The sequence below is a fragment of the Actinoallomurus sp. CA-150999 genome (genome assembly GCF_050942425.1).
Taxonomy (GTDB): Bacteria; Actinomycetota; Actinomycetes; order Streptosporangiales; family Streptosporangiaceae; genus Actinoallomurus.
In genome coordinates this window covers 9,368,920-9,385,472 of record NZ_CP192063.1, presented here as the reverse complement: position 1 = coordinate 9,385,472, position 16,553 = coordinate 9,368,920, and the positions used below count along the sequence as shown (strand labels likewise).

Here is a 16,553-nt window from a genome sequence, read left to right as displayed (position 1 = left end):
CCGGCTTTCACGCCGGGGATGAATTCGGACTCCGTCCGGAGCGGCCCGGCGTAGCCGGGACGGCATGAAAACGGAGTTTTCCGGCATTCGACCATTCGCCTTACAGAGTCGCTGAGCGCTTGTAATGTGTCGGTCATGCGGACGGCGTATAAGTGCCGGGCCTACCCGGACCCCGAACAAGCGGCGGTGTTCAACCGCACGTTCGGCTGTGTGCGCCTGGTGTGGAACAAGACCCTGTCCGAACGCCACGCGGCCTATCACCAGCGGGGTGAGAAGACCTCCTACAAGCAGACCGACGCGGCATTGACCGGATGGAAGAAGACCGAGGATCTGGCGTTCCTCTCTGAGGTGTCTTCGGTGCCGCTGCAGCAGACGCTGCGGCATCAGCACGCCGCGTTCGCGAACTTCTTTGCTGGCCGCGCGAAGTATCCGCGTTTCAAGAGCCGCGGCTCCCGGCAGACCGCGCACTACACCCGCTCGGCGTTCCGGATGAAGAACGGCGAGTTGTCCATGGCCAAGACCCGGGCGCCGCTGCGGTTCGTGTGGTCCTTCGAGGGTGTGGACCTGACCGCGCTGAACCCGACCATGGTGGTGATCTCCCGTGAGGCGGACGGCCGCTGGTACGTGACGTTCGCCGTCGACACCGAGGCCCCCGACCCCATGGACGAGGCCCGGCACGCCATCGGTATCGACCTGGGGATCAAGGACTTCGCGGTCACCTCGGACGGGGAGCGCATCGCCAACCCCCGGCATCTCGAGCGCAAGGCCCGCAACCTGGCCCGCTACCAGCGGCGCATGGCCCGCTGCCAGCGCGGCAGCATGAACCGGCGCAAGGCCAAGGCCAAGGTCGCCCGCGCCCACCGCAAGGTCCGTAACGCCCGGAACGACTTCCTGCACCGTGTCAGTACGAACCTGGTGCGCAGGGCCGACACGATCGTGATCGAAGACCTCGCGGTCAAGAACATGGTGAAGAACCGGACGCTGGCGCGGGTGATCTCCGATGCGGGGTGGGGTGAGTTCCGCCGGCAGCTTGAGTACAAGGCCGAACGCGCCGGGCGCACCCTCATCGTGATCGACCGCTGGTACCCCTCGTCCAAGACCTGCTCGGCTTGCGGGCACCTGCTTACCAGGCTGAGTCTTTCCACCCGGCACTGGACGTGCCCTGCCTGCCGCACCCGGCACGACCGGGACATCAACGCGGCCAAGAACATCGTTGCGGCTGGTCGAGCCGTAGCCGGGGACAATCCCGGTGATGCCTGTGGAGCTGGTGTCAGACGGCAAGGGTCCTCCCTTCCGCAGTCGGCGCTGAACCAGGAAACCCGCGCCGTGAGGCGCCCGGTCTGAAAGCCGGATCGGCCGCAAGGCCGATGGGGATCCCCCTCCTTCAGGGGGAATAGTCAAATGTGCGGAACGTCGTCGGGGATGTCGTAGAAGGTCGGGTGCCGGTAGACCTTGTCCGCCGACGGGGCGAAGAACGGGTCCTTCTCGTCCGGGCTGGACGCCGCGATGTGCGACGCCTTGACCACCCAGATGCTCACGCCCTCGTTGCGGCGGGTGTACAGGTCCCGCGCGTTGCGCAGCGCCATCTCGTCGTCGGGGGCGTGCAGCGACCCGACGTGCACGTGGTTGAGCCCGCGCTTTCCGCGCACGAACACCTCGTAGAGATGATCACTCCCTGCCGGATTGCGCTCGCTCATGACTCCCTCCGCTTCTCGGCGTGGGCGGCGGCGGCCTCGCGGACCCACGCACCCTCCTCGTGGGCGCGACGGCGCCGGGCGATGCGCTCGGCGTTGCACGGGCCGTCGCCGCGCAGCACGCGCTTGAACTCGTCCCAGTCGATCGGGCCGAAGTCGTGGTGGCCGCGGTCGGCGTTCCACCGCAGGTCGGGGTCGGGGAGCGTGACGCCGAGCGCCTCGGCCTGCGGCACCGTCATGTCGACGAACCGCTGGCGCAGCTCGTCGTTGGTGTGCCGCTTGACCTTCCACGCCATCGACTGCGCGGTGTTGGGCGAGTCGGCGTCGGGCGGGCCGAACATCATCAGGCTCGGCCACCACCAGCGGTCGACCGCGTCCTGCACCATCGCGCGCTGGGCGTCGGTGCCGCGCATCATCGTCATCAGCAGCTCGTAGCCCTGCCGCTGGTGGAACGACTCCTCCTTGCAGATGCGGATCATCGCCCGGGCGTACGGCCCGTACGAGCTGCGGCACAGCGGCACCTGGTTGCAGATCGCGGCGCCGTCGACCAGCCATCCGATCACGCCGACGTCGGCGTACGTCAGCGTCGGGTAGTTGAAGATCGAGGAGTACCTCTGCCGCCGCTCGATCAGCCGGGTGGTGAGGTCGGCCCGATCGATGCCCAGGGTCTCGGTGGCGGAGTAGAGGTACAGTCCGTGGCCCGCCTCGTCCTGCACCTTGGCCAGCAGGATCGCCTTGCGCCGCAGCGACGGCGCGCGGGTGATCCAGTCGCCCTCGGGCTGCATGCCGATGATCTCCGAGTGCGCGTGCTGCGCGATCTGGCGGATCATCGTGGCCCGGTAGGCGTCCGGCATCCAGTCGCGGGGCTCGATCCGCTGGTCCCGCTCGATGGTGTGCTCGAAGTGCCGCTCGAGGCTCTCTTCGGCGACGGCGGTCATGAGCCCTGCTCCTTCGCGACGAGGGTGAGCACGTCGTACTTGGCCACCGACTCCCCGGTCTGGTTGGTGACGTCGGCGTCCCAGCGGACCTCGCCGTAGTCGGCGTTCGCGCGCGGCGTGATCTGCTTGGCGGTCAGCGTCACGGTCAACTCGTCGCCCGGCTTGACCGGGGTGAGGAACCGGAGGTTCTCCAGGCCGTAGTTGGCCAGGACAGGGCCCGGTTCGGGGGCGACGAACAGCCCGGCGGCCAGCGACACCACGAGGTAGCCGTGGGCGACGATCCCGCCGAACAGCGGGTTGGCCTTGGCGGCCTCCTCGTCGGTGTGGGCGTAGAACGTGTCGCCGGTGAACTCGGCGAAGTGGTCGATGTCGCCCCGGGTCACCGTACGGGGGCCGGCGGTCACCGCGTCGCCGACCCGCAGCTCGGCCAGGGACTTGCGGAACGGGTGCACGCCCTCCGTGCGCCTCGGCGCGCCCGCGACCCAGCGGCCGGTCACCGCGCCGAGCGTCTCGGGGTCGGCCTGGACGGCGGTGCGCTGCATGTGGTGCAGTACGCCGCGCAGGCCGCCCATCTCCTCGCCGCCGCCGGCGCGTCCGGGGCCGCCGTGCACGAGGTTCGGCAGCGGCGAGCCGTGCCCGGTGGACTCCTTCGCGTCCTCCCGGTTCAGGACGAGCAGCCGCCCGTGCCACGGCGCGAGGCCGAGCACGATCTCCCGGGCGAACCCGGTGTCGGCGGTGACGACGGACCCGGCGAGGCTGCCCCGCCCGCGCGCGGCGAGCTCGACGGCCTGCTCCGTGGAGGTGTACGGCAGGAGCGTGGACACCGGCCCGAACGCCTCGACCTCGTGCGGCTCGGCGCGGTCGGGGTCGTCGCAGCGCAGCAGCATCGGGGAGACGAACGCGCCGCGGTCGGCGTCCGCGCCGACCGGGTCGACATGGTCGGGATCGCCGAAGATCAGGTGGGCGGCGCCGCGCAGCGCCTTGACCGCCCGGCGGACCTCCTCCCGCTGGTCGAGGCTGGCGAGGGCCCCCATCCGTACGTCCTCGCGGGACGGGTCGCCGACGGTGACCTTCGCGAGCCGGTCGCACACCGCCGCCGCGACGTCGTCCATCAGCTCGGCCGGGACGAGGGCACGCCGGATCGCGGTGCACTTCTGCCCGGCCTTGACGGTCATCTCGGCGACGAGCTGCTTCACGTACAGGTCGAACTCCGGCGTGCCCGGCCGGGCGTCCGGTCCGAGGATCGAGCAGTTCAGCGAGTCGGCCTCGGCGGTGAACCGCGCCGCCTCGCGGACGATCACCGGATGGGAACGGAGCTTGCGCGCGGTGGCGGCCGAACCGGTGAAGGCGACCAGATCCTGGCCGGTCACGTGGTCGAGCAGGTCACCGGGCGGGCCGCAGACGAGCTGGACCGTGCCCTCCGGCAGCAGCCCGGAGTCGACGATCAGTCGGACCAGGCGCTCGGTGAGGTACGCGGTCTGCTCCGCGGGCTTGATCAGGCTCGGCATCCCGGCGAGGAACGCGGGGGCGAGCTTCTCCAGCGGCCCCCACACCGGGAAGTTGAAGGCGTTGATCTGGATCGCGACGCCGCGCAGCGGAGTGCAGACGTGCTGGCCGACGAACGTGCCACCCTTGCCGAGCGGCTCGACCGGGCCGTCCACGTAGACCGTGTCGTTGGGCAGCTCGCGGCGCCCCCGGCTCGAGTACGCGAACAGCACGCCGATGCCGCCATCGACGTCGAAGCGAGAGTCGCCGAGAGTGGCGCCCGTCCGAGCCGACAGCGCGTACAGCTCCTCGCGGTGCTCGCGCAGGTGGGAGGCGAGGGCCTTCAGCAGGGCCGCGCGCTGGTGGAACGTCAGCTCGCGCAGCGCCGGCCCGCCGACCCGGCGGCCGTACTCCAGGGCGGCGGCCAGGTCGATCCCCGCCGTGGAGACGCGGGCGATCTCCTCGCCGGTCGTCGCGTCGTGCAGCGGAATGCCCTCGCCCGTCGGCGCCTGCCAGCGGCCGCCGACGTAGCTGTGCAGTGCGGTCATGGAGCCGGCCTCCAGGTGAGTCGGGCGACATTTACTGACCGAATGGTAGGTAATTCATGTTACCGTGCGACCATGGCGAAGGGAAGGGGACGGCAGGGTGACCGTACGGCGGTGTCCGGGCGGTCCCGGCGCGGCCGGCCCGGCCACGACCGGGAGTCCCTGCTGCGGATCGCCGTCGGCCTGTTCAACGAGCGCGGCTTCGACGGCACGAGCATGGACGACCTCGCCCGCGAGCTGGGCGTCACGAAGGCCGCGATCTACCACCACGTCTCCGGCAAGCAGGAGCTGCTGAGGCTGGCGGTGGACCGCGCCCTCGACGGCCTGTTCGCCCTCGTCGACGAGCTCGACACCGTTCCCGGTCGCGCGGTCGACCGCCTCGAGCACCTCGTCCGCGGCAGTGTGACGGTCCTCGTCGACCGGCTGCCGTACGTAACGTTGCTGCTGCGGGTGCGCGGCAACACGCCGGTCGAGCGGGACGCCCTCGAACGACGGCGCGAGTTCGACCGCATCGTGGCGGGCCTCGTAGCCGAGGCCGTCGCCGACGGCGACCTGCGCGGCGACGTCGACCCGGCCACGACGGCCCGCCTGCTGTTCGGCATGGTCAACTCGCTGATCGAGTGGTACCGCCCCCACGGCCACATCGGCGGCCCCGACCTCGCCGACGCGGTCGCGACGGTCGCCTTCGACGGCCTCCGCACCCACGCGGGCGTTTCCGCCGAGGGCTCTTGGTCCTCCGACCCTGAAGACCCTCGGCGATCACCGTAGGTCAGTTATGGAACGGGTCGTGTTCGGCGAGCAGCTTGTCGATGCGGGCCTGGTCGACCCGGCCGGCGACGCTCGTCACCTCGTGCCGATCGCGGACGCACTTGGCGAGGGCGAACGCCGAGGTGACCACGTACAGGAGGCTGACGCCGAGGAACGCTCGGACCCAGCCGTTAACGGGCAGGTAGGCGATGCCGACCGCGCAGGCCACCAGCGAGACGCCGAAAGAGATCGCCGACTGAACGAAGAAGGCAGAGGTCGTGCTGGGCTGAACTGGGGTGCTCATGCTCTCACCGTCGTCGAAGTGAGATCACGACACATGAGCATAAGTACTCAATCGTCCTGACCACGGGTCAGCGGGCGGAAGGCATGGTAATCCCGATCGCGAAAAAGGTGGAGCCGCCCGGGGTCGCTGACCCGCTGCCCGCCTTTGCCGAGTGCTCCTGGGCCGGTACACGTTCGCCTGCCAGATCTCACCGTCCATTCAGCGGGGCAGACGGTCACCGTCAGATCCGCCCCATCCTATGACCCGGTCAACTTGGAGATCGTGAAGACGGGCGTTGGCGAAATTCGCCCCGGTGACGTCGGTCAGACCGTAGGGGTGGCTACCGGTGTTGACGTACCCGAGGCGACTTGCGGTGAGGTCCGCGTCATGCAGATCAGCGTCACGGAGATCGCAACCGGCAAGACTCACGCCCCTCAATGACGCCCCTCGGAGGTCAGCACCTCGGAAGTCGCACATCTTGAAGGAGCACCCATCGAGGGTCGCGTGGCGAAGGTCGGCACCGACGAACGAGCAGCGGGCGAACCACAGGCGCTGTGTCCGTACCGACGCGAGATCCTGGCCATCGAAGACCTGACGGTCTACGGCTGCGCCGTATGGAAGCCGTCCCAGCATCTGCTTCGGGGTCATCCCGTAAGTCATGCTCGCTATCGTGCCAGCGAGTCCGAGCAGTCGCTTTCCCATTTACCGGCCACTCACAGACGGTCCCGCATCAAGACCCTTGCGGCCGGATCGGCTTGTCCTCGACTACGGAGGTGCTGCCGCGGGTCAGCGCGATTGCTGTACAGCCGGGAAGTGCAGCAACACCGTCGTACGGCACCTGTCGTGATCACACGCCACCACACGTTGGAGCAGGGCGAGGCAGCGCCGCCCCGTGATCTCGCCGTGAGTTCAGGATGAGAAGCCGCGCAGGCGGCTCAGCGTTCGGTTGTGAGAACGTGGACGGGCGATCTGGCTTCAACCTGTTTGATTCGGTCTGCGGGAGGGTTATGAAAATCGCAGGTGTGATCCTCGGAGTGCCCCTGGTCCTTCTGCCTGTGATAGTAGCCGGGATCTTTCTGGCGCAGTTGGTTCGGTGTCTCACAGCCAAGCTTATGTACGCATGGTCGCGGCGGGTCGACCGGTCACCATTCGACCTGTCTGTGGCGTTGGTGTTCGCGCCGCTGGCGTCGGCTATGGCTGCCATCCTGGCGGGCGTCGGCGTTAACCTGATTAGCAGTGAAGATCTTCGGGATGAGCTGTTCGGTTTCGCGATCATGGTTGTTTCGTTAATCTTTATCATCCGTAGCGGCTCTGGTCTGCTGAAGGCAGTCGAGCAACATGGCGGCGGTTTGACGCGGATACGCCGTCAGTTGTATGAGTATGCCTTTCGCCAGTCCGTTCCGGATGATCTCGCTGAAGCGCTGATTTTGGTGCGCCGGATGAAGCGCGTAGGTAATCGGCTGACCCTTCGCGCTGACGCGCTGACATTTCGGCGATGGGCCCGGCAAGAGGCCCGCCTTGTGGGTTTTGTAACGGCCGCGTGGTTTTGTGCACTTTTGGTTGCTGTGTTGTATCCAGTTGGTCTGGCCGAAGATGGCATCCATCCGTCCCTCGGCACTGGCACCTACGTCCTTTTCGCGATCGTCACGGCCGGGACCGTCCTGGCGCCGACTATGCTCGTGCTGCATTGGCGAATGGATCGTTGGTGGTTCAGAGTCATCGGCGCGGAGATAAGCGCTGATGCCCAAATCGCAGAGAAGGTGCTAATGGCGCGAGTCGTTCCGCGGGCTGGTTTCGTCCGGCGGCTGCGTAGTTGGGCGGCACGTCTTTGGTAGGACGGTGCGCCGGTGCCGGAGCAGGTCAAGGGGGCGGCCCTGGACCTTCGGCTCCTGCGTACCGGAGCCGACCATCGTGGACGACCCCGATCCTGTCAGCCTGCTGCAGCGCTGCAGGCAGAATGCCCGAGGTTATATCGAAGGACTGCCCTTTTCGATTGGGGTCCGTGCTCTTGCCGGTTGGGTCGAGCGCTGCTCAGTCGGTGGGGCGGTAGCGGAGGCCGTCCATCAGGAGGTCGAGGGCGCTGCCGGCGCGGTCGTGCCGGTCCGGCTCCCGGGTGGCGAGGGACACTCCGATGAGGCTGGTGAGAACGGCCATCGGGTCGACGTCCGGGCGCAGGGTTCCGGCGGCGGCGCCGGCCTTGAGGAGTGTCTCGGTCGCCGTCATCATCCGGGCGCGGCTCTCGGAGAACGGGTTCCCGCCCGAGGCGATGATGGCGTGCAGCGCGTCGCTCATGTGGCGTTTGGCCGCCATGTAGTCGATGAAGCGGTCCATCCAGGCGCGCATCGCCTCGTCCGGTGGCGCGGTGCGGAGAAGGTCCGGTGCGGCGTCGCAGAGGCGCGCGACCTCGTTCCGGTACGCCGCCTCGACCAGTGCCTCGCGCGTCGGGAAGTGGCGATACAGGGTGCCGATGCCGACGCCCGCGTCCTTGGCAATCGCGTCGAGTGTGGCGTCCGTTCCCTCTTCGGCGAACGCTCGTACGGCGGCCTCGAGTAGGCGTTCGCGGTTGCGCCGGGCGTCGGCGCGAAGCGGGCGGGGACCGGTGTCCGGCATGGCTCCTCCTCATCCGGGGTGACCAGCCGACTGTCCGGGTTCGGCGGGCGATTTGCAAAGCGGAGGAGGCTCCACATAACCTCCAACTATCGGAGGATCCTCCGGTTTTAATTCTACCGGCGTATCACCAAGGGGAGACGGGACCGCCATGAGCAGCAGCACCCGCATCACCACACCGTTTACCGCCCAGTCCACGGCCGCCGAGGTCGTGGCCGGCATCGACCTCACCGGCCGCCGCGTCATCGTGACCGGTGGCGCCTCGGGCATCGGCGTGGAGACCGCCCGGGCCCTCGCCGGCGTCGGCGCGGAGGTGACCCTGGCCGTACGGAACGAAGAGGCGGGGCGGCGCACCGCCGAGGACATCATCGAGACCACCGGCAACAAGCAGGTTCTCGTCGCGCCTCTGGACCTGGCCGACCAGGCCTCCGTCGCCGCTTTCGCGGCCGCCTGGGACGGCCCGCTGCACATCCTGATCAACAACGCGGGCGTGATGGCTTCGCCCGAGACGCGCACGCCGGAGGGCTGGGAGCTGCAGTTCGCGACCAACCACCTCGGCCACTTCGCGCTGGCCACCGGGCTGCACGGGGCGCTCGCCGGGGCGGACGGGGCCCGGGTCGTGTCGGTCAGCTCCTCCGCGCACCTGCGCTCACCCGTCGTCTTCGAGGACATCCACTTCCGGGAGCGCCCGTACGACCCGTGGGCCGCGTACGGGCAGTCGAAGACGGCCAACGTGCTGTTCGCCGTCGAGGCGACGAAGCGCTGGGCCGACGACGGCATCACCGTCAACGCCCTGATGCCGGGCGGGATCCGCACCAACCTGCAGCGGTACATCACCGACGAGGACCTGGAGCGGCTGCGGGCCCAGTCCGGTGGTGGCGGCGCCGTCTGGAAGACGCCCGAGCAGGGGGCCGCCACCACCGTCCTGGTCGCGACGTCGCCGCTGCTCGACGGCGTCGGCGGCCGCTACTTCGAGGACTGCCAGGAGGCCGGGCCGAACCAGCCGGGCACCCGCAAGGGCTTCGCGCCGTACGCCCTCGACCCCGAGGCGGCCGAGCGGCTCTGGCAGGTCTCGGTCGAGACTCTCGTCTGATGGCTCTCCCTCGGTAGGGCCGCGGCTGCCGCCGGGCGGCAGCGGCCGTGGCCCCGACCCGAAGCGCGCTTCTCGGTCAGCCGCGGCGAGCCCTCGGCCCGCGCGAGTAGAAGGCGGCCCTCGCGTTCGTCCGAGACCGGAGGAACGCCGACGTCAGACCTCCTCGCCGAGCTCGCCCAGCAGCGCCCGCGCCTTCTCGGCGAACCCCGCGTGGCCGGACTCGACCGCGCGCCGGAGGGAGAGCACCGCCGACCCGCGGTCGCCGTCCCGGTGCCGGATCTCGCCGAGGCGGTACGCGGCCTCGCCCACCAACTCGGGGTTCTCCGTGCCGGTGGCCAGCGTGAGCTCATAGAAACGCACCGCGGAGTCGCGGTCGTTCAGCCAGTACGCGAGCTCGCCCAGGTGCGCGGCCGCCATGGGCGCCTGGCTGACGTTCCCGGTCCGGCCGCCGGAGTCGATCACCTGCTGGTACCAGCGCAGGGCCTCGGGCCAGTCGCGCTCGTCCTTGGCCAGCCCGCCCAGGAACATCTTGGCCAGCACCGAGGCCATCTCGCTCGGTCCGCCGGGTACCTGGAGCGCGCGCAGGAAGTACTCCCGCGCCCGGTCCGGATCCTCCCGGTACGTCCGGCCGATCAGGACGAGGGCATGGCCGCCGATCCCGCTCTCCGTCTCCGGTACGCGTGCCAGCACCTCGCGGGCCTCGGCGAACTCACCCGCGTCCACCAGCGCGTCCCCGAGCGTGAACAGGGCGACGGGCTCACCGTCCGCAGCGGCGGCACGGAGCGTGCGCAGCGCCCCCTCGTCGTCTCCGTGCTCGCTCTGGATCACGCCGAGCATGCTGTTGAGCAGGGCCCGCGACTCCGCGTCCAGACCGGTCTCGGCCGAGTCGTCGGCGATCAGCCGGGCGACGTTCTCCAGGCCGTCCGTGTCGCCCTCCCGACGCAGGAGCGGGACCAGCCGGCCGGCCGCGACCAGCCGCACCTCGGCGTCGGGGTGGTCGGCGTACCGCTCGTACACCTCCCGCGCCTTCGCCGGCTCACCGGCGGCGACGAACAGGTCGGCCATCTCGATCCGCTGCCGGGGGCCGAGGTCGGCCACGAAATCGGCCGCGCCGTACACGTACATGGCGGCGGTCGCGCGGTCCCCGGCCTCCGCGCACTCGGTGGCGCGCCGGCGCACCACCTCCAACGCCTCGCTCGCGTCGCCCGTCCGGGCGGCCAGGGTCAGCGCCCGCACGGCCTCGGCGTGCCTCTCCTCGGCGAAGGCCTTGTTGGCGACGACGAACAGGTTGCCGACCGCCGCCTCGATCAGCTCGGCCGGCGCGTCCCCGTCGTCCGCCCCCATCTCGGTGGCGGCCACGCGGCCGAAGGCCTCGGCCGAGGCTCCGAGGTCGCCGTCCTCGAACGCCCAGGCGCCGAGGATGCTGCCCGCCCGGGCGCGCACCGTCGGGTCGGAGGACTCCGCCGCGCGCTCCATCTCTGCGCGGGCCTGCGGGCCCTCGCCCCGGTCGCGCAGCGTACGGGCCAGGCTCATGCGAATGCGCGAGGTGACGTCCTCGTGGCCGACGTCGATGCCCCGCCGGTACAGCCGGATCGCCGCGTCGGCGTCGCCGCGGTCCAGCCGGGAGTCGCCCCACAGCCAGTAGCCGACCGCCACCGTCTCCGGGTCGCCACTGGTCACCGCGCGCTGGGCGGTCTCCACGACCCCGTCATGATCTTCGACCTCGGACAGCGTCAGAATCAGGCTGCGCAGCGGGACCAGCGCGGCGGAGTGATCGACCTCGGAGCCCTTCCGGTAGGCCGCGAGGGCCGCGTCGAGGTCCTCCTCGTAGTAGCGGTGGATGTCCCCGATGTCGTCGAAGGCCGTGGCCACCTCCGCCGGATCGCCGTACTCGACGACCAGCTCGAGCATCGCGCGGGCCTGGGCGGGGTCGGTGTCCATCACCTGGCGAGCCGCGCGGATGACCTGCCGCCCCGCGGCGCCCGCGGCCGGGGTGCCGCTCCGGTTGCTCATCAGCCAGCGCATCGAGTCGATGCCGTCCGGTCCATCGGATCCGCCATAGTCCTCCGCGAGCGCGAACAGCCCGGCACGCAGGCGTTCGAGGCCTTCGTCCCCGTGCGCCGGCGGCGTCGCGTCACCGGCCTGTTCGGGCCCACCGACCTGTTCCGCGTCGCCGACCGGTTCGGACTCACCGGCCTGCTGCGGCCCGCCGGCCTGCTGCGGGGCGTCGGCGGGTTGCGGGTCGCCGACCGGTTGCGGGTCGTCGGCCCGTTCGGGCTCGCTGGTGGGTTGCGGTCCGCCGGCCTGTTCGCGCTCGTCGGTCTGCTGCGGTCCGCCGGCCGGTTGCGGTCCGCCGGCCGGTTGCGGGGCGTCGGCGGGTTGCGGGTCGCCGACCGGTTGTGGGTCGTCGGCCCGTTCGGGGTCGCCGGCAGGTTGCGGTCCGCCAGGCTGTTCGTGCTCGTCGACGGGTTGCGGTCCGTCGGCCTGTTCGGGCTCGCCGGCCCGTTCCCGGTCGACCGCCTGTTCTTCCACGCGATCGAGGTTCGGCGCGGTCGCGCCGGACGGCCGGGAGGTCTCCCGCTCGGTGTTCTCGCCCGTGGAGGCGGGCGGCTCCTGCCCGGCTGCGCGTGCCGCGATCTCGAGGGCGCGGTCGTTCTCACCGGCCGCATTGAGCAGCGTGACCAGCCGCATCGTGGCCGCGAGACGGACGTGCGGATCCTCGGAGGCCGCGAGCGGCTCCAGGATCGCCCGGGCCTCGGCGGAGGCGTCGTGCTCGGCGAGTAGTTCGGCGAGCTCCACGAGCAGGCGGGGGTCGCCGTCCGGCGGGAACGCGGCGGCACCCTTGTAATAGGTACGCGCGGTGTCCAGGTCGCCGCGCTCGGCGGCCTCCGCCGCCTGCTCCTTGGCGATCCGCCGGGCGCCTTCGGGCGCCGCGACCGCCGCCAAATGCAGCGCGCGAACGGCCACGGCGTGGTCGCCCGCCTGGTTGGCCTCGTGGGCGATGGAGGCCAGATTGTTCAGCACCGCGTCGCGATGGTCGCGATACTCCTCATCCGCGGTCGGGATCCGGGTGCCGGCGGCCACGGCGGCTCCGAGCGCTTCGGCGGCACCCGCGAGCCGTCCCTCGTCGGCCAGCCAGACCCCCAGGTAGCCGCCTGCGAACAGCACGAGCTGTGGGCCGTCGCAGGACAGCACCTCCTCCAGTGCCCGATACGCCGCCGCCGTCTCGCCGAGCTCCCGCAGCACCTTGCCGAGCTCCAGCCGGAGGTACGGGACGGTGTCCCGCTCGGCGGTCTCGATCGCCACGCGGTACCGCGCCGCGGCCTCCTTCAGGTCGCCACGGGCCTTGGCCAGGTCGCCGAGCGTCCAGACACCGATGGTGACCGTCTCCGGATCGCCGCTGTCCATCGCGCGCCGCGCGGCGGTCTCGGCCGCACCGTGCTCCTCCCGCAGGACCAGCAGGCCGAGCAGCCGCCGCAGGGAGGCGAGCGCGGCCGGATGGTCGACATCCGCGCCCCGCCGCAGCATGTCCACCGCGGCGTCGATGTCACCGGCGAGGTCGTACGCGTGACCGAGGTTGTCGCACACGATGGCCACCTGCTCGGGGCCGCCGAACTCCAGCACGAGCTCCGCCAGTTCGGCGGCCGCGTCCGTTCCGCCGCGGAGCCGGTCCAGGACGGCGGTGACGACGAGGCCGACCGCCCGCTCGGCATGCTCCGTGCCGGCCGCGCGCTCGACCAGCGATCGCGCGGCCGCGGTCTCGCCTTCCACCAGCGCGACGTGCAGTTCGGCGAGTACCGGCGTGCCGTACTCCTCGGCGAACAGCGTCAGGGCGCCCGCGCGGTCGTTCTCGCGCAGTCGCAGCAACGCGCGTTCGCGGGGACTCGCCGTGCCGAGGCGTTCCTTGGCCGGGATCCGGATGCCCGGGTCGGCCGACGCGGCGGCCCGCTCGTACGCGGCGCGCGCGCCTTCGGCGTCGCCGGCCTCGGTCAGGTAGCCACCGAGCTCGTACGCCACGGTCGCGATGCTCTCCTCGGCGTCCACGCCCTCCTCCGTCAGCCGCTCGAACGCGGCGATGGAGCGCCGGGCGACCTCGGCCGCCCGCGCGGCCTCACCCTTGCCCGCGAGCAGGCGGGCGAGCATGACGCCCGCGGTCGCGGCGACCTCGCCGTCCACGGCGCCGATCGCCGTCTCGTAGTGCGCGGCGGCGGCGTCGAGATCACCGTGGGCGTCGAGCGCCGTCCCGATCACCAGGTCCACATGGGGGCCGTCGCCGGCCTCCTCCACCTGCAGCGTCCGGGCCTCGGCCACCCGGCCGGCGGAGACCAGCACCCGGGTCAGGCGCTCGATGAGCTCAGGGCGTTCCTCGTCGTCGAGGTCCATCAGGTCGAGCGCCCGCTGGTAGGCCGCGGCGGCGCCGTCGAGGTCGCCGAGGTCGCGCCGCGCCGCGGCCAGCCACGAGGCAGCGCGCCCCGCCCGGCGCTCGTCGTCGCCCGCCGCGGCGAGGGCCCACGCTTCGGCGGCACCCGCGCGATCACCCGCGTCGTTGCGGAGCACGCCGAGGAAGAGCGCGGCCTCCTGAACGCCGTCGGGGTGACCACCCGAAGCCGCCAACGACAGGGCGGCGTCGGCGGCCGCGGTGTCCCCGGCCCGCTGCCAGGCGTGCGCGGACTCCAGGATGAACCGGGTGGTCATGAACGCCCGGTGGTCCTCGCCGCGCTCGCGTACGGCGCTCAGCGCGGCGGCGGCGCCCGTGAAGTCGCGGTCGAGCAGCCGCCGGGCGAACTCACCGTCCTCGGCGACCTCCGGATGGTCCGCGGGGACTCGCGCGAAGGCGGCGCGCGCGGCGTCGAAGTCGTCCAGGCGCACGCGGGTGAACCCGAGCAGCCAGGCACTGCGCGGCGCCTGGAGCCGGTCGCCGCGGGCCGTGATCCGCTCGTGCACGTTGGCCGCGCCGGCCAGGTCGTTCCGCCCCTCCAGGATCTGGAGCAGCTTCGTCTCGGCCTCGGACCGCAGGCCCGGGTAACCCGAAGCGGCGACCGCCTCATAGGCGCTCAGCGCGTCGTCGAGGTCGCCCGGCCGGTCGCGTCCTTCGAGAGCCACGCCGAGCGCCTGGCACACCCACGGCGCCAGTGCGGCGTGTCCCTCAGCGCGGGCGCGGCGCAGCAGCTCGATCACCTCGTCGGTCTCGTCGTCGGGGCGGACGATCCAGGAGAGAACGGAGGCGTGGGAGAGCGCCAACGGATCACCGGCCGCGGCGGCCTCGTCGAGCAGCTCGACGCACTGGGAGCGGGGCACCCCGAACGACACGTACACCTGCGCCAGCATGCTCTTGCCCAGCGCGGCCACGGCCGGATCGGCGTGCCCGGCGCACTCCTGGTGGCGCGCGACGCCCGCCTCGCGGCCGAGCCGCTGGTAGTCGACGATGGCGGTGAGCACCGGATGCTCCGCGCCGGCACCTCCACCGGAGGCGATCAGCTGCCGGTCGACCGCGGCGGCGAAGCCCTCCGTGAAGGCCGCGCCGTCGGCGACGTGCTCGAGCAGTTCGTCGGCCTGCTCGGGGTCGCCCGCCCCCACCTCCAGCAGGGCCAGCATGCGGGCGGCACGCTCGGACGGGCCCGTGATCTCCGCGTCCACCACCCGCCGCAGCAGGGCACGGGCCGCGTGCGGGTCGCCGTCGCGCAGCCGTTCGAGCGCGGCGTCGCAGTCGTCCACGGCCTGCTCGAGCGCCTCGTCCGGCCCCCGGACGGCCGCTTCGGTCTGCGTCATGATGAGCCGGGCCTGGAAGGCCACGTCCGGATCGTCGAGGTCGGCCGCCTGGCCCAGGAGCGCGAGGATCTCTTCTCGCAGGGGGTCGTCGTCCGGCAGTCCGTGCAGCAGCGTTCCGAGGAAGTGGACGGCGCCCAGGTGGAAGTCGGAGTCGGTCGCGAGGACCACCCGCCAGCAGGCGATGGCCTGCTCGACCTCGCCCGCCTCGGCGTACACCTGTCCGAGGCAGGCCCGCGCCTCCACGGCGAACCGCGGATGGCCGGACTCGACCACGCGCCACAGGATGGCCCGGGCCCCCTCCTCGTCACCGAGTTCCCGGGTGAACTTCGACTCCTGGATGAGCGCGTCGAGCCGGACCTCCGGGCGATGGTCCTCGGCGGCGCGCCGGTAGGCGTCCCGGGCCTCCCCGTACTCTCCGAGGTCGAACAGCGCCGCGCCGAGCAGCTTCTCGGCCATGCCGCGCTCGGCCGGATCACCGACCGCGATCGCGTGCTCCATCACCCGGCGGCACTCGTCGAACTCGCCGCGGTCGGCGTAGATCGTGTACAGCCGGAACGACGCCCGTGAGCACAGCTCCGGGAGGCCGTGGGACAGCATCGCGTTCAGCCCGGTCCCGATGATCTCGTGGTCGGCCTCGCCCTCGTCCAGGAGAGCGGAGATCGCCTCGTACGCCGCCCAGGCCTCGCGCTCACGCTCGCCGCCGTCCTCCGGCCACTGCGTGACCTCGAGTCCCTCCGTGAGCTCGGCGACGTTCGGGCCGTCGCCGGCCCTGACCCGTTTCAGGGTCTCCGCCGACCCGGTCAGGTCGCCCAGCATGCGCAGGACACGGACCAAGAGGACGTCGGCCATCACCGCGATCTCGGCGTCGGCGCCGGAGGAGGCGATCCGCAGCGGCCGGTAGGCGAGCGCCCACTGCTCCTCGTCCGTCAGGGTCATGCCGAGGACGATCGCCGAGCGCTGCGCGAACACCGGATGTCCGGTGGCGATCACCGACCGGTGGGCGGCCCGTGCGCCGTCCAGATCACCGCGTTCTCGCAGGAGATTCCCAAGAGCGTGCGATGCCTCAGGGACGACGGCGTCGTCGCCCGAGACCACGATCTCCCGTAGCAGCGCCGCGGCGCCGTTCAGATCGCCTTCCCGCCATTTGTCGATCGCCATCTGGAAGCCGTCGGCCGACGAAGACATGCCTGACCCCTGTTTCGAAACCCCGGTGATGATCTTTTCGTCCCTGGTTACGGAAAGTACACGATCATGAACGGAATTTCGGGGCTTTCCCATGGTTCACGTGGTCGCGCGCCGTATGGAGGAGTGAGCCGGGGCCGCCGCCGGACCGGCGTGCCCTGACGGCCTGTTGCCATCCGACGGATCCGGTCTTCGAGCGTCGCCGTCGAT

General features: G+C 71.1%; 11 protein-coding genes. 4 read left to right on the top strand and 7 right to left on the bottom strand.

Going from position 1 to position 16,553, the window contains the following annotated elements; genetic code table 11:
• Window positions 1–135 precede the first annotated feature (135 nt).
• On the top strand, window positions 136–1,344 hold the full coding sequence (locus tag ACQP2O_RS43100) for an RNA-guided endonuclease InsQ/TnpB family protein (protein WP_433175003.1): 1,209 nt from the start codon (window positions 136–138) through the stop codon (window positions 1,342–1,344).
• Between the two features lie 53 nt (window positions 1,345–1,397).
• Here the strand turns inward: ACQP2O_RS43100 and paaB are convergent, their stop codons facing one another.
• The 3 genes from paaB to paaZ are packed head-to-tail and all read right to left on the bottom strand — an operon-like array spanning window position 1,398 to window position 4,665.
• Window positions 1,398–1,697: a 1,2-phenylacetyl-CoA epoxidase subunit PaaB gene (gene paaB / locus ACQP2O_RS43095; RefSeq protein ID WP_433175002.1), complete on the bottom strand. Its 300-nt coding sequence runs from the start codon at window positions 1,695–1,697 to the stop codon at window positions 1,398–1,400.
• Window positions 1,694–2,632, bottom strand: coding sequence for a 1,2-phenylacetyl-CoA epoxidase subunit PaaA (gene paaA, locus ACQP2O_RS43090; RefSeq protein WP_433175001.1), 939 nt, complete (start codon window positions 2,630–2,632; stop codon window positions 1,694–1,696). The genes paaB and paaA overlap by 4 nt, the downstream gene beginning before the upstream one ends.
• A complete protein-coding gene (gene paaZ / locus ACQP2O_RS43085; protein ID WP_433175000.1) occupies window positions 2,629–4,665 on the bottom strand; it encodes a phenylacetic acid degradation bifunctional protein PaaZ in 2,037 nt (678 codons plus the stop codon). The genes paaA and paaZ overlap by 4 nt, the downstream gene beginning before the upstream one ends.
• Window positions 4,666–4,737: 72 nt before the next feature.
• Here paaZ and ACQP2O_RS43080 point away from each other — a divergent pair, with 72 nt between their 5' ends.
• Window positions 4,738–5,430: a TetR/AcrR family transcriptional regulator gene (locus ACQP2O_RS43080; protein WP_433174999.1), complete on the top strand. Its 693-nt coding sequence runs from the start codon at window positions 4,738–4,740 to the stop codon at window positions 5,428–5,430.
• 1 nt (window position 5,431) lies between these two features.
• Here ACQP2O_RS43080 and ACQP2O_RS43075 read toward each other — a convergent pair whose 3' ends face one another.
• Together ACQP2O_RS43075 and ACQP2O_RS43070 are read right to left on the bottom strand one after the other, a co-directional pair.
• A complete protein-coding gene (locus tag ACQP2O_RS43075; protein ID WP_433174998.1) occupies window positions 5,432–5,713 on the bottom strand; it encodes a YiaA/YiaB family inner membrane protein in 282 nt (93 codons plus the stop codon).
• 198 nt (window positions 5,714–5,911) lie between these two features.
• Entirely contained in the window at window positions 5,912–6,325 is a 414-nt protein-coding gene (locus ACQP2O_RS43070; protein ID WP_433191346.1) for a pentapeptide repeat-containing protein, read from the bottom strand.
• 374 nt (window positions 6,326–6,699) lie between these two features.
• Between ACQP2O_RS43070 and ACQP2O_RS43065 the strand changes: the two genes are divergently transcribed.
• A complete protein-coding gene (locus ACQP2O_RS43065) occupies window positions 6,700–7,527 on the top strand; it encodes a hypothetical protein (protein WP_433174997.1) in 828 nt (275 codons plus the stop codon).
• A gap of 196 nt (window positions 7,528–7,723) precedes the next feature.
• Here ACQP2O_RS43065 and ACQP2O_RS43060 read toward each other — a convergent pair whose 3' ends face one another.
• On the bottom strand, window positions 7,724–8,302 hold the full coding sequence (locus tag ACQP2O_RS43060; RefSeq protein ID WP_433174996.1) for a TetR/AcrR family transcriptional regulator: 579 nt from the start codon (window positions 8,300–8,302) through the stop codon (window positions 7,724–7,726).
• Window positions 8,303–8,450: 148 nt separating this feature from the next.
• Between ACQP2O_RS43060 and ACQP2O_RS43055 the strand changes: the two genes are divergently transcribed.
• Window positions 8,451–9,392: an SDR family NAD(P)-dependent oxidoreductase gene (locus tag ACQP2O_RS43055; protein ID WP_433174995.1), complete on the top strand. Its 942-nt coding sequence runs from the start codon at window positions 8,451–8,453 to the stop codon at window positions 9,390–9,392.
• Between the two features lie 153 nt (window positions 9,393–9,545).
• Here ACQP2O_RS43055 and ACQP2O_RS43050 read toward each other — a convergent pair whose 3' ends face one another.
• Entirely contained in the window at window positions 9,546–16,346 is a 6,801-nt protein-coding gene (locus ACQP2O_RS43050; RefSeq protein WP_433174994.1) for a tetratricopeptide repeat protein, read from the bottom strand.
• Between the last annotated feature and the right edge of the window lie 207 nt (window positions 16,347–16,553).